This is a genomic window from Fulvivirga ulvae, assembly GCF_021389975.1.
In the GTDB taxonomy this organism is placed as follows: Bacteria; Bacteroidota; Bacteroidia; order Cytophagales; family Cyclobacteriaceae; genus Fulvivirga; species Fulvivirga ulvae.
Genome location: NZ_CP089981.1, coordinates 5,525,955 through 5,539,622, shown reverse-complemented (window position 1 = coordinate 5,539,622; position 13,668 = coordinate 5,525,955). Strand labels below are relative to the sequence as shown.

Here is a 13,668-nt window from a genome sequence, read left to right as displayed (position 1 = left end):
TATCGTTAGGTACCAATTTGCTTTCCAGCACCTTGTGGATCAAAAAGCCATGCCGATCGTAACCCGTGTTCCGGCAGGCTGATCACCATCTTTAAGGTCCTCAATATGAAAGGTAATTCGCTGCTCTTCGTTGATAAGCCGGAGTCTTTCCTCAGTTAATTTTACTCCCATAGATCTGTGAGCGGGAAAATTCTTTTTCCTCAACTCCATGGCTGCCTGCCGGCCAATTCCGTTATCTTCAATCCGGAAGTAAATGAAGTTACCCTCTTCAAATATATTGACGACCAGAAGCCCCTTCTCTTGCTTGTTATACAGGCCGTGATTAATGGCATTTTCGATATAGGGCTGCAAGAGAAGAGAAGGTATCTCGATGGAATCCGTATCAATATCTTCTTCTACATTTAGCACATATTCAAATTTGTTTTCAAACCGGGCAAGTTCCAGGTCAATGTAGTTTTTCAGTATATCCAGCTCATCCGAGAGCTTTATTTTGTTGTCAATGGAGTGAGTGAGCACACTTCTGATCAGTTTGGAAAAGGTAGATAAATAATTGATGGCATTTACCCGGTCATTTTTGATTATATAATACTGAATGGAATTGAGTACATTAAAAATGAAATGAGGGCTCATTACTGACCTTAGTGCCATGAGCTTGAGTTCGCCAATTTTCTTCTGTGCCTCTGCCAGTTCCTTTTCCTTTTGCAATCGATCGCTTATATCTACAATACTTCCTCTGACCTGCCTTTTATCTTCACCGGGAAGCAGTACCAGTCTTATTTCACAGGGTATTTTTCTGCCCGTGGAGTCCAGGTGTGTCCATTCGAATGATGAGGCGCCTTGCTGTACAGCCTCGGCAAGCCTGATATGCGCCGTTTCTTCTGACCTGCTTCCGTCGGGTTGATACTCCGGACTAATACTTACAGGGCCAAGCTGAAAAAGCTCTTCTTTGGAGTATTTGAACAGCCTTACGGCACTCTCACTTACATTTATAAATTTACCTGTACCCAGGTCGATCACCACCAATGCCTCCGTGGCATTTTCGACAAGTACTCTGTACCGCTCTTCACTCTCGCGGATAGCCCGCTCTGCCTGCACCCGATAGGTTACGTCCTGAGCTATTATGGACGTGCCAATGTTGTTGCCTTTGTCATCCCTCAGCTCCGAAATACTGAGAGAAACGTCAATAATTTCACCATCACGTCTTACCCACTGTGTTTCATACTGTTCTATTGAGCTTTGTGTGCTGATTGCCCTGAAAAATCCCGGGTTTGATTTTCTTAGATCATGCGGAGTAAGTTCGGCCAGTGTTCTTCCTAAAGCTTCCTGCTCAGTGTAGCCAAATATTCTTGCAGCACCAGGATTCCATGAGTTAATGTTATTATCCAGAGAGGTACTGATAATGGCATCATCCGAAGAAATGATTATGGATGATAGCAGGGCTTGTTTTTCTTCAAAGCTCTTTCTTTCCGTAATATCTATCAGGGTACCAATAATGGCTTCACCTCCCTGGTAGGGGATGAGGCTGCCAAATATCTCAGTCCATACTACTTCATTGTTGCTTTTGACTCCTCTGATCTCATACCTAATGCTGTCGGCTTTGCGGTTAAACCGGCTGTCAATATTCTTATATAAAAGGTTATGGTCTTCCGGGTAGATGAGTGCTTCTATAGGCAGCTCGTTGACTATCTCATTGGGTTCATATTGAAAAATATCAGCAAATGCCGGATTAACATAATTGTATTTTCCCTCTTTAAGGATATAGACACCAACCAGTGATTTTTCAACCAGTGTCCTGAACCGTGTTTCTGCCTCCATCAACTCATTTTCAGCCTTTTTTCGGTCAGTAATATTTTCTATCTGAGTAACAAAGTACAAAGGTATACCGCTGTTGTGCCTGACAAGGGAAACGGAAATATTCACCCAGATCACTCCTCCGTTTTTATGAATATACCTTTTTTCTCTCTGATAGCTTGACCTTTTCCCCTCAAGGGTTTCCCTGAAAAGTTCCATGTCCGGACCGAGCTCTTCTGGAAGAGTGATATCCTGAAACTTGCGGTCCATCAGTTCATTTACTGTATAACCTGTTATTTGCGAAAGCTGCTGATTAACTTTAAGAAAGCGCCCTTCAAATGACACCAGTGCCATACCGATAGCCGAATGTTCAAAGGCAGTACGAAACCGTGCTTCACTTTCCTCCAGTTGTTTGTATGCCTGTCTGAGGTCAGTCAGGTCACGCATGATCACAAGTATGCGGTTATCGCCTGAGGTTTGTACGCTCACCTCAACTTCCACTATAGAGCCGTCCTTTTTTAAGACCTTGGTCTCGTAATAAAGGTGTTCTTCATCCTGCAGGTTTTTGTGGTTCAACGGAAACTTATCAGCATCCCTCTGATCAAAGAAGTCAAGGATGCTTCGCGTTACCAGTTCTTCTTTTTGAAAGCCCGTGAGTTTAATAAACCCTGTGTTTACATCAGTGATCAGGCCCGAAAAGTTGATTATTAGAATAGGATCAAAGGCTTTTTCGAACAGACTGCGGTACTTAAACTCTCTTTCCCGAAGTTCCTGATTAACTTTATTCAGTTCATCCCGGGCCTGAGTTTTCAGTATTTTGTTTTTGAGGTCAAGTTCGTGAAGGAGCTTCACGTTGAAATCATCACCCTTCTCGACTAATATTTTAAGAGCCAGGCAGCTTCCGCTGATGATGATGTAAGCCATAAAGGCACGGATAGGTGTAAAGCTGTATCCCGGATCAGGTATACCTACTGCATGATAGCCAATGCCGGTCCATGTAAACAGGGTATCGGCAAATACGAGGAGCAGGAAGCTTGGTAAAATAGCCAGAGCAAGTTTAAAGGGAGCATTTTTCCCGAAAAGCAGGTAAGGGATGCAACCGCATGCCAGGATGTAAAACCTGAAACCATCGTACGTAGTAGCCGGTATACTTTCGCTTTGCCGCATAAGTGTGATCATATGGAAAGCTATGAGCATGGGGGGCAACCATGAAAGATAAAACCTGTTAAAAATATGAAAATGCAAATGATTGAATGCGAACGGAATGGTAAACAAAACCAGTGCTACAGAGGTCTCAAACAGCGTAGCCAGGTTATGGTTTTGAGGGATGATAACAAGAAGCAGGATATTGACACATGAAAGTATAAATGCCACATAGTTGGATAAAACTATTAGCCTCCTCTCCGGATAACTGAGATCGTCCGTAACGCCGGTCTGGAAGGGTGCTTTTATGGATAAGGCCACTATGTTAATCTTTTAAATGAAAATACTTATCTGATGTTGCAATTGCTAAAATTAGTAATTAATCTCTGCCATCCATCTCAAGATATTTACAAACTGCATAAGGGATATCGTTCAGCGGCAGCACATCTTTTACACCTCCGGCCAACACAGCTTTATAAGGCATGCCGTATACTACGGATGTTTCTTCGTCCTGAGCAATCGTATAAGCACCATTCTGATGCATGGCCTTCATTCCGGTGGCGCCGTCATCTCCCATACCTGTCAGTATGATGCCAATACTGTTGTGCCGTACAATTTGCGCAACTGAATTAAACAATACGTTAACGGAGGGACGGTGCCGGTTTACAAGCTCACCGCTTGTAATCTTGATAATCCGCCTGGAACCGACCTGTAATATTGACATGTGGTGGTCGCCCGGTGCAATATAAACGGTATTATTGAGCACTGGCTCATTATTTTCAGCTTCCTTTACATGCAAAGCACAGGTTTCATTAAGCCTTTTAGCAAAACTTGTGGTGAATTTTTCCGGCATATGCTGCACAATCAGGATCGGGGGCATCTCGGCAGGAAGCACTTCAAGAAATGATTTTATAGCCTCCGTACCGCCTGTTGAGGCACCTACAGCAATGATCGAAGATTGTGGGAATCTCACTTTTTGCATCCTGCCAGCAAGAGTGCTTACGGTAGTTGAGGAACGTTCTGGCCTTGATGCATTTGGTCGGGGTGATTTTTGCCCTGCATAAAAGGCTGACCTTACTTTGTCAACCAGGTTGATGCCCGATTCGGCACGATGTCCTTCGGTGCTAAGGTCGGGTTTGGTCATTACGTCAACAGCACCTATTTCCAGGGCTTTCAGAGCTATACGGGCACCATCGGAAGTTTGGTTTGAAATAACCACCACCGGCATTGGAGCCTGACGCATAAGCTTAGACAGGAAGGTCAGACCATCCATTTTGGGCATTTCTATATCCAGTGTGATCACATCGGGCTTTTCCTTATGGATTTTTTGAACCGCGATATAGGGGTCGCCGGCAGTACCGATAACTTTGATGGAAGGATCAGTTTCGAGTATAGCTTTGAAGGTTTGCCTCACCAGGGCGGAGTCATCCACAATTAATACTTTTATGCGGGTCATAGGTTTAGCTTTTGATAAATAGTAGGTTGAATACTGCGAATGGGCAGGGAAGTGCCAATTGCTGTTTCGGAGTGGCCCAGAAACAGGTATCCGCCCGGCCTGAGTTTCGCAACAAGTTTTTCAAGTACCTTGCGCTGAGTTTCAAAGTCAAAATATATGATTACATTTCTACAAAAAATAAAGTCGAAGGTATCTTCAAGTTTGTAAACTGGATTATTCAGGTTCAACATACCTAATCTAACACGGGCTTTGACATCGTTGTTGGAAAAAGTGGCTATCGTGTCGTTATTCTGCAAACTGAAATAGCTGTTGAGTAGGTTTTTAGAAAGCCCGTGAAGTTCTTCCCGCCGGTAGGTTCCTGTAGCAGCCTGTAATAGGGAAGGCCTTGAAATATCTGTTCCGGTAATTCTGTAATCGAAATTGGGTTGCTGCTTTTTAAACTCATGAAGTACCATGCCCAGTGTATAAACCTCCTCACCGGTCGAACACCCTGCACTCCATACATTCAGCCGCTGGTTACCTGAGGTCTTAGGGCAATACAGCGGCAATATTTTGTTGATAAAATTAAACTGATAATCTTCTCTGAAAAAGCTGGTTTTATGTGTAGTGACCAGATCAATGAAATTTAGGTATTCATCAGTTTTCCCTTCATTGAAAACATATTCTATATAGTTTGAAAAGGACGTCATGTTCAGGGCATGAAGTCTTTTCAGGAATCTCGATTCGAGCATGATCTTTTTTTCTGCCGGAATCCGAAGACCGTATTTCTTTTTAAGGTAGCTCGTGATACGATCGAAATGCTCATCACTTATTTCCCGTGATGTTATCATTTCTGGCTTACCGGATTCCTGTGGTTTCATATGTTTTTTCTTTACTGAGAATCTTACTTGACAAGTCTATAATTACAGAGGTATAACAGCCTTCTTTGCTATCGATATCGATAGGCATATTTAGCCGCTCCAGGGCCACTTTGCTTATAAAAAGTCCGAGGCCATTACCGGTTGACTTTTCATCACTGATATGAAACATTTCAAAAACCCTTGAAAGCTCTTTTTCGGGGATGCCAGGTCCGTTATCACTAATTTTTAATAGTGTTTTGCCACTCTCCTGGATCGTGGTAATACAGATTTTACCGGGGCCGTTTTCACCATTACGATAATAATGTAAGGCATTTTTAACAATCGGGTCAAGGCCTTTGAGGAAGAAATTGAGGTCTGTCAGGAGTATAGTACTTCTGTCAATATTCAACTCAATGTTATGATTTCCGTAAGGATGTCGTCTGATCAGGTTTTCCAGGGCGAAGTGCAGAGAGAAAGTCCGTGGATTTAATGACAAGGATCTCAGGTTGCCTATCCGGGCTACCTGTTCATTGATCCTGCACATTTTTCCGATAGAATCTTCAATGAGTTTCAGGTATATATTCCGGGCTACTTCCGGGTGTTCTATTTTATGGAGGTTTAAAAGGCCTTTGAGCGTACTCAATGGAGCGCCCAGGCGGTGTGATGTCTGGTAAAAGTAGCTTTGCAGGTCTTTCTGAGCCTCAATAAGTTTTGTACGTTCCTTATTCAGATCTTCCCTGAGTTTTTGCTCCTGTTCGCGTGTAGAAATATGAGCTTTGCTGATATTGATTTGTGTAAAAACGCGGGCAAGCATTTCCACGGTATTGAAAGGTTTGATAATATAATCCGATGCACCTGCCATGAGGCCTTTTTCAAGATTGTTATTATCCGATGTAAGTAGCAAAACCGGACGATAATGATAAGCTGGTATGTTTTTGATAATACTGCAAATATCTAACCCGCTACTGTCGGGGAGATGAATATCCAGAATAATCAGGTCATAAGCTTCTTTGCGAGCCAATTCCAGACCCCGTCGCCCGTTTTCAGCATATTCTACCTTACAGTCGTGCTTAACTAAGATGGAAGAGATAGCATTGAAAATACTCTTCATATCATCGATTACCAAAATAGTATAAGCGTGAGCCATAGTGTTAATTTTTAAGTTTCAGAGCATTTAATATCAATGCTGTACTACCATCACCGAGAATTGATGCCCCCGAAAAGCAGTCTACAGGCTGCAGGAGTTCGTTTAACGGTTTATATACAGTTTGGTATTGCCCCGCTATTCCATCCACCACTACAGCCACCCTTGTATCATTTTTATTCACTACTATTACCGTTTCTTTTTCCGGATATTCTGTTCTGTCAAAATATTCACGAAGAGAAAAGAATGGGATCAGCTGCTTCTCATAGCGTATGTGGCGGCTTTTCTTATCAAAAAGGTTAGTATGAAGCTCTTCATAGCAGTATTCCACTTCGCTGACAGGTATGAGATATTTCTGATGGTCTACGTTAACCACGAGTGTGTCGAGAATGGTGAGCGTCAGAGGTAGTCGCAGTGTAATGATTGTACCCAATCCTTTTTCAGAACTGATCTCTACATCGCCCCGCAGGGCATTTACTTCTTTTTTAACTATATCCATACCCACACCTCGTCCGCTGACCGTGGTTACTTCACTGGCTGTAGAAAAACCCGGCGACATCATGACGTTGATCAATTCTTTTTCCGTGTAGGTTTGCTGGGCATTCAACAGGCCTTTGGCAACTGCTTTTTCCCTGATTTTGTCAAAATCTATTCCGTTTCCATCGTCCTGCACCTGGATAAATACGTGATCACCACTATTGTAAGAATACAGTTTGAGTAAACCTTTTTCCGGTTTGTTTCTTGCCACTCTTTCTGCCGGTTGCTCAATACCGTGATCCAGCGCATTGCGGATGATATGCATCAATGGGGCCTCCAGAGCATTGATAATACTTCTGTCCAGCTCAGTATCCAGACCTTCTGTAATGAACTCAACATCTTTATGCAACTCTTTGGATACACTGCGGATCAGGCGCTGAAGCTTTACCTGTAGTATACTTAAAGGCACAAGCCTGATATTAAAAGCTGAATCCCGAAGTCTTAGTGTAAGAAAATCAAGCTTTTCCATGGCTTCAACCACTCTGGTGTTGCGATTATCACTCATCAGGTGTTGCAGCTCCGACCTGAAAGTGACGAGCTCACTTACTATATTGATCAGCTGGTCAAGCTTGGGCGTGGAGACACTTATATGCCCTTTGTTCTTTTTTGATTTTTTGGTTTCAAAAGAGAAAGTCTCCTCACTTTCACGAGCTTCGTCCGCAATTTGCGAGAGGTGGATTTCCTCGGCCGCATGCTCGTGGGATATTCCGGCAACATCTATCTCAAAGAGTTGGGGAGACCATGACTTCAGCAGGTCTAATCTGCGGTTGATCTCTTCATCACTCAGGGAGATCCTTTTGGTATATTGATCGGACCCAAATTGTTCGGGAGAGGTTAGTTCCAGTATTTCATACTCGTTTTCGCCCAGAAACATAAAAACATCCCTGATTTCTTCCATTTCCTGTTCGGGAACAAGTAAAACTTCAAACCATGAAGAAAGCTCTTTTGATTCCAGTTGCTTTTCCAGTGATACAGACTCATTGTGTACAATGATTTCCGATTTGCCGAGCTCTCTGATGTCATCAAGTATGGCGTTCAGGTTTATTCCTCGTTTAAAGATATTGCTGTCGGGTGTGAAGAATATGATCACAGCTGCCGGCAGCTGATTACCTGATGCCGCGGCGGCATTGTCACTGGCGGGTGACGAAGGTATTTCTCTCATGACCTGCACCGTCTTAACGATCTTTTCCACTTCATCATCAGCGGGCTGACCCTCAATCAGGTCTGAGAGCACATCCACCGAATGCAATGTAAGGTCCATGGTTTGCTCGTCATGAACCCTGATACCGTCTCTGATATCAGAGTAAAGGTATTCGAGCTCATGGGTCAGCTTTTCAATCTGGTGAAAGCCAAACATTCCGGCGCTACCTTTCAAAGTATGGAGGTACCTGTATACATTTGCGATCTCGTCAGGATGCTCGGGCCGCTCATCCAGTTGCATCAGGGACTTTTCCAGATCTTTAAGGATCTGTCTTACTTCTTCGATATATTCCTGCTGAAAATCCATGATATATTAGCGAAGTGCTTTATTAACTATTTTCAAAAACTCATCGGTCTGAAAAGGCTTCTTTATCCAGGCAGTTATGTTTTCATCAAGGGCCATCTTTATTTTTTGCTCATTGACCTCGGTGGTCAACAGCAAAATAGGAATGTATGCATATTCATCATGAGCGCGAACTGTTTTAATAAGCTCAGCACCGTTCATTTCCGGCATATTAAAGTCTGTGATAAGGAGGTCAACCGGCCTGCCATCAAATAATGACACCGCCTCGAGGCCGTTTGATGCCTCCATCACAGTATGTCCCAGTTTTGTTAAAACACTTACAATTATTTTGCGGGATACATTAAAATCTTCAGCAACTATTATTTTTTTATTCATTGTCGTGATCGGTTAATTATTGAACCAGCGACGCCAGTTCCTTTTCGAAAATTTTTACTGCACTCAGGATCATATAAAAGTCATCCTCAATTTTGTGCATTCCAGTTAAGGCGCTGGTGTTGAAACCCATGTTATCCAGTGGGGGAGGCAGCAGCGCAGCGGCTTCTACCTGGGCCACATCCAATACTTCATCTATAATGATCCCCACTTCAAGACTGTCATCGTCATGCTCCACCTCAAGTATGATTACCTTGGTTCCTGGTGACGCAGTAGAGGTGCCAAGCTCTATTTTGCTGGCAAGGTCTACCACCGGGATAACATTTCCCTCAAAGTTTATAGCGCCCGCAATAAAAGCCGGGGCTTTTGGGATTCGGATGAGCTTCTCAATATTGGTCACCCGGATAACGTTCATCACTGAGATGCCAAACAGTTCCTTTTGCAGCGTAAATAACAGTACGTGTAGATTGTTTTGAGTCATCTGTTTAGCGCTTTAGGATTTATTGCTGTCGTCTTTCTTCTTACCTTCTTCTTCCTGGGTAAGGTCAATCTCATCGTCGGTGTCGAAGTCAGCATCAAAGTCATCCAGCTGGATGGCCGGGCCCGTGAAGGTCTCCGTGTTTTTAGCGTAAGTTTTTGCCGGAGCATGCTCTCCATTTTTTACTTCTGTAGCTTCCGCGATGTTGTAGGTGTAGTTTGTTTTTTCCTGTTTTCCGCTTCCATCCGCAAGCAGCGCCTTCAATTGCTCAATCCTGTCGATCACCTGCTGCCTTTGTGAATATTCTTCTTCTGTTTTTATCAGTTTGAAAAACGCTACCACCTCTTTAAGCTGTCTGGCCTGCGTGTTGAAATTATTTGCAGCAGAAGCCAGTTCTTCCGAAGAGGATGCATTTTGCTGGGTAACCTGGTTTAGCTGAGATAGTGCCACGTTGATTTGCTCAGCCCCAGATCTTTGCTCAGCGCTCGAAGAAGATATCTCACGTACGAGGTTGAAAGACTTCATTACGTCAGGTGCCAGTTCATCGAGCAGGTGGCTGGAGTTCTGAGCCTCTTTGATACAACTTTTGGAGAGTACAATGATGCCTTCTGCTGACTGCTGACTCTTTTCTGCGAGCTTTCTGACTTCATTGGCCACTACTGCAAAGCCTTTACCATGTTCTCCGGCTCTGGCTGCTTCTACTGCAGCGTTGATGGCCAGTAGGTTCGTTTTGTCAGCTATTTCGCTTATTACATCTATTTTTTCAGTAATCTCCCTGATTGAATTAAAGGTAGACTGTGTCACTTCTTTTACCGTGTTCATTTTGTCAGCAGCCTCGCGGGTCATTTTTTCGGCCTGTGAGGCGTTATCTGCATTTTGGTTAATGTTGCTCACCATCTGTTCCACTGACGATGATATCTCCTCCAGTGCACTGGCCTGTTCGGTAGATCCCTGGGCCACCATCTGTGAACTCTTACTTATTTCACCTGATCCTACGGCAATGTCATCAGACCCTTTATTGATATGCTTTACAATTTCAGTAAGCTTTTTAATCATGTTCTTAAGTGCCCGGTCAAGATCTCCATCCTTAAGTCTTTCTTTAGCTTCTTCCTGCGCACTGTGAAGGTTGCCCTTTGATACAAGGTTAGCTACAGTTACACTGTCATTCAGGCTGTTGATCAGCTGATTTACCGATTGCTGAGTGTCACCCAGTTCATCTTTAGAGTTAATCTTAAGATGCTCGGGTATAATGCCGTCAGCAAGCTTAAGCGCAGCGCCTCTGATAGACAGGATGTTTGTGGTAAGCCTGTTTGAGAATACAATGGCAAGAAAAATACCTATCGCAATCTGAAGTATGAAAACCCCGATAAATGTAAGTGTAGTATTGTATGTAATCTCCTCAGTGCGGGTATCAACCAGTGTGTTTAACTGGTCAACCATAGGCTCTATGTTGTGAATAAAGCTTCTCATTTCACCTTTCAGCCCACTATTTTCATCAAGACCGATGGCTTTTTCTATGGCTACAACATCATTAAATTTTGATCCGTAGATGTCAAGCTGCGCTTTCAGTTCTCTGTCTGAAAGGTTATTGTTAAGCTCCGTCTTAAACAGAGAGAGTTCATCATTAAACCGATCAATATACTTAGGGTCCTTGCGAAGAAAATAGTCCTTCTCATGTCTTCTGAGTGTAAGCATCCTTACTTCATTGATCTTTTTGTCAGAGTTTTCAATAGTGTGTATAGCAGCCCTCAGCTCGCCTTCGTTGCCGTAGTCCTGAAAACCTCGTTTGTGATACGACTCCACAATTTTTCTGAAAGTGTCGTGATAGCCGTTGAGATACGACTGAAGATCAGATAGTTCGTTTTTTATTTCTAAAGATCCTGACCAGTCATTAGCCAGCAACTCGTTGATAATAGAGTCCTGATGGAGTGTATAGGTATCAATATCTTCAGCATACCGGCTTTTACCACTTGCCATAAACTCTGAATCTATGGTTTCCCTCATCATAAAATCCTTCTCAGCCTTACGCATTTTCAGAACGATTTCATTAATGGTCATTATGTTTTCCTTTAACCGGCGGATCTCCAGTACCCTGTTGATAGAGTAGTATCCCCAGCCGGCGAGTATGCTGGAAAGCACCAGTACAATCGCAAAGGAGCCCAGCAGCTTTCCCTTAATTTTCTTTTGACTAAACAGATTAAATTTCATTATTATATGGGTTATTTATTTTATAGAGAAAATTCTACCTGAAAGCGATACATATACTGGCTATCAGCACCCTCCTCGTCAATAAGGGTAATGTCGCTTTGTATTTTCAATGCATGCCCTACAATATATTTTGAAAGGCCTACCGTATATTGGTCATTCTTATCTTTACCGGTTTCTTTATCAGGCTCTACACCGGTGTATCGTGCGGCAAGCTCAATATTATTTTTGAATAGGTATCCTGATTGTATATTGATGCCTGAGCCGGTATAGAATGAGCCTATCGTAGCGCCGGTCTCATCTACGATAGCAGGGCCATTATGCGCCTTTTTATTGGCATACTCCACCATGGTTGAAAAGCCCCGGTACTTGAAGTGGGCATCTAAAAACCAGGTTTCGAGTGTCCTTTCCTCACTTAGGAAACTTCCCAGCTGGCCTCTTTCCCTGGCGGCTCTGTCATTATAATCGTACGTGACTCCCAGCATTAGCCTGGGGGCAGATTCACGCTTTAGGTCAGCTCCGAAATAGTCACCTTTTCCTGTAAATTGCCCAAATGGAAACCACTCAAAGCGTTGAGTATAGTCATATCCTCCCATGTTGGCAGCTGTAATATTCCGGCCCTCACCTTTGGAGATAGCAGTACTAGAACGAAAGCGCGGTGATTCGTAACGAAGTTGTATGCCGGCGTCACGGTCTATATTGAATCTGGAATTCAGGTTGCTGCGATCTACCAATTGCAGGGAAGCAGATGAAATAACCCTTTCAATATTTCCAGGCAGTTTGGTTTGTCCGAACCATACGCTCCAACGTCCGTGAAAGTTGTACTTTAAAACGGCGTCAAGTATAATATTGGCCGTATTGTTGGCTTGGGGAATACTGCCCCCTGTATCTCTATTACTAAGGCCAAGCTCCACTTTGTATTTCAAACGTGGGGTGTATGCAAAGCCATCAAACTTTAATCGGGCCCTTCTTATCATCACGTTATCCTTATAGGAGTCTGTGCCCTCATCGTATGTGCCAGTATATAGGGTTTGAAATCGTGTTTTAAAACGTAGGGAAAAAGAAGAGTCGCTGGCCACTACCGATATCCCTTTTCCAAATTTACTGTCGGTGGTGTTTTGTGAGTGTACGTTTGTATAGGACAGTATGCAAACCAAAGCACCAACCATAGTGTATTTCCGCATAATAGCTAAGGATTTTGTTAAACTGAATCTTGACCAAATATCTTTAGCTTCGGAAAGTTTTAATAGTGAGACTTATTAAGTGGGAGGTAAAACTTAGCAGGTGGGAGGATATGCAGTATTCTGAGCAGAAGGGTCGAACAAGTATTTGCTTTTACAATTTTAAATTATGTGTAACCAAGCTTTTTGAGAAATTCAACTTTTTTGCGTTTCGATACATCAAGTGTAATATTATTGTTTAAAACAACATACCCTCCCTCACCACGCACGTATTCCTTTATGGCATTGAGATTGATCAGGTAAGAGTTATGGATCCGGCAGAAGTTATATCCGGACAGCATGGCGTCATATTCCTTCAGCGTCCTGCTCACCATATATACATTACTATCTTCCATAAAAAATTTGGTGTAGTTACTGACTGCCTCGCAGTAGAGTATATCCTCTATTTGCACAAAAGTCAACCCATTGGAAGTAGGCAGGGCAAGTTTGCTGATCTGGTTTTTGGGAGGGGAGAGGGTCTTCATAAGCTGCTCCAGCCGCAGGGAAATATCCTGATGTAGCCGGTTCTTTACTTTGGCAACAGCTTGGCGTAGCTCCTCCAGATCTATAGGTTTGAGCAGATAGTCTAACGCACAAAATTTAAATGCTTTAATAGCATATTCGGAATGCGCCGTAGTGAAAACAACTTCAAAGTCGATGTTATCTATTTTGTTCAATAAGTCAAAGCCTGTTTCTCGTTGCATTTGTATATCAAGGAAAATCATGTCAGGTTTATGTTCCCGAATGGCTTTTACGCCTTCATCAACACTCTCGCACAGCGCTTTAACGGTTACATTTTCGCAGAAATCTGTCAGCAATACCTGCAGGCTTTCGCGGCTTTTAAACTCATCATCAACTATTATGCAGTTAATCATTTAGTATGGGGAAAAAATGATCGTATAATTTAAATTAGAAATTAATAATTAAATAATAAAAAACACATCAATTTGATTTGTCTTCTTATTAATATTTCGTCCCT

Annotated in this window: 10 protein-coding genes; all 10 read right to left on the bottom strand. The window is 42.9% G+C overall.

All coding sequences use genetic code 11. From position 1 onward, the window contains the following. Positions 1 to 39: 39 nt before the first annotated feature. The 10 genes from LVD17_RS23320 to LVD17_RS23275 all read right to left on the bottom strand — a co-directional run bounded on the left by LVD17_RS23320 (position 40) and on the right by LVD17_RS23275 (position 13,564). Positions 40 to 3,255, bottom strand: coding sequence for a PAS domain S-box protein (locus LVD17_RS23320; RefSeq protein WP_233761860.1), 3,216 nt, complete (start codon positions 3,253 to 3,255; stop codon positions 40 to 42). 58 nt (positions 3,256 to 3,313) lie between these two features. Continuing rightward, positions 3,314 to 4,390 (bottom strand): protein-glutamate methylesterase/protein-glutamine glutaminase, encoded by a 1,077-nt coding sequence (locus LVD17_RS23315; protein WP_233761858.1) that lies wholly within the window; start codon positions 4,388 to 4,390, stop codon positions 3,314 to 3,316. Beyond that, positions 4,387 to 5,250 carry a CheR family methyltransferase gene (locus tag LVD17_RS23310; protein WP_233761856.1) on the bottom strand — a complete coding sequence of 288 codons (864 nt, stop codon included), beginning with the start codon at positions 5,248 to 5,250 and terminating at the stop codon, positions 4,387 to 4,389. The genes LVD17_RS23315 and LVD17_RS23310 overlap by 4 nt, the downstream gene beginning before the upstream one ends. Beyond that, positions 5,228 to 6,376 (bottom strand): ATP-binding response regulator, encoded by a 1,149-nt coding sequence (locus LVD17_RS23305; RefSeq protein ID WP_233761854.1) that lies wholly within the window; start codon positions 6,374 to 6,376, stop codon positions 5,228 to 5,230. The genes LVD17_RS23310 and LVD17_RS23305 overlap by 23 nt, the downstream gene beginning before the upstream one ends. Positions 6,377 to 6,380: 4 nt before the next feature. Beyond that, positions 6,381 to 8,417 (bottom strand): chemotaxis protein CheA, encoded by a 2,037-nt coding sequence (locus LVD17_RS23300; RefSeq protein WP_233761852.1) that lies wholly within the window; start codon positions 8,415 to 8,417, stop codon positions 6,381 to 6,383. A 6-nt stretch (positions 8,418 to 8,423) separates the two neighbouring features. Beyond that, positions 8,424 to 8,789 carry a response regulator gene (locus LVD17_RS23295; RefSeq protein ID WP_233761850.1) on the bottom strand — a complete coding sequence of 122 codons (366 nt, stop codon included), beginning with the start codon at positions 8,787 to 8,789 and terminating at the stop codon, positions 8,424 to 8,426. A 16-nt stretch (positions 8,790 to 8,805) separates the two neighbouring features. Next, positions 8,806 to 9,267 (bottom strand): chemotaxis protein CheW, encoded by a 462-nt coding sequence (locus LVD17_RS23290; protein ID WP_233761848.1) that lies wholly within the window; start codon positions 9,265 to 9,267, stop codon positions 8,806 to 8,808. Positions 9,268 to 9,279: 12 nt separating this feature from the next. Beyond that, the gene (locus LVD17_RS23285; RefSeq protein ID WP_233761846.1) at positions 9,280 to 11,472 is read right to left on the bottom strand and encodes a methyl-accepting chemotaxis protein; all 2,193 of its coding nucleotides are present in this window, start codon (positions 11,470 to 11,472) and stop codon (positions 9,280 to 9,282) included. Between the two features lie 20 nt (positions 11,473 to 11,492). Further along, the gene (locus tag LVD17_RS23280) at positions 11,493 to 12,653 is read right to left on the bottom strand and encodes a porin (RefSeq protein WP_233761844.1); all 1,161 of its coding nucleotides are present in this window, start codon (positions 12,651 to 12,653) and stop codon (positions 11,493 to 11,495) included. Between the two features lie 164 nt (positions 12,654 to 12,817). Further along, on the bottom strand, positions 12,818 to 13,564 hold the full coding sequence (locus tag LVD17_RS23275) for a LytR/AlgR family response regulator transcription factor (RefSeq protein ID WP_233761842.1): 747 nt from the start codon (positions 13,562 to 13,564) through the stop codon (positions 12,818 to 12,820). Positions 13,565 to 13,668: the final 104 nt, after the last annotated feature.

Bases quoted from the DNA above. Each gene is read 5' to 3' on its own strand.
- LVD17_RS23280 (WP_233761844.1), bottom strand. From the start codon at position 12,653: ATGCGGAAATACACTATGGTTGGTGCTTTGGTTTGCATACTGTCCTAT.
- LVD17_RS23310 (WP_233761856.1), bottom strand. From the start codon at position 5,250: ATGAAACCACAGGAATCCGGTAAGCCAGAAATGATAACATCACGGGAA.
- LVD17_RS23285 (WP_233761846.1), bottom strand. From the start codon at position 11,472: ATGAAATTTAATCTGTTTAGTCAAAAGAAAATTAAGGGAAAGCTGCTG.
- LVD17_RS23275 (WP_233761842.1), bottom strand. From the start codon at position 13,564: ATGATTAACTGCATAATAGTTGATGATGAGTTTAAAAGCCGCGAAAGC.
- LVD17_RS23315 (WP_233761858.1), bottom strand. From the start codon at position 4,390: ATGACCCGCATAAAAGTATTAATTGTGGATGACTCCGCCCTGGTGAGG.
- LVD17_RS23305 (WP_233761854.1), bottom strand. From the start codon at position 6,376: ATGGCTCACGCTTATACTATTTTGGTAATCGATGATATGAAGAGTATT.
- LVD17_RS23300 (WP_233761852.1), bottom strand. From the start codon at position 8,417: ATGGATTTTCAGCAGGAATATATCGAAGAAGTAAGACAGATCCTTAAA.
- LVD17_RS23295 (WP_233761850.1), bottom strand. From the start codon at position 8,789: ATGAATAAAAAAATAATAGTTGCTGAAGATTTTAATGTATCCCGCAAA.
- LVD17_RS23290 (WP_233761848.1), bottom strand. From the start codon at position 9,267: ATGACTCAAAACAATCTACACGTACTGTTATTTACGCTGCAAAAGGAA.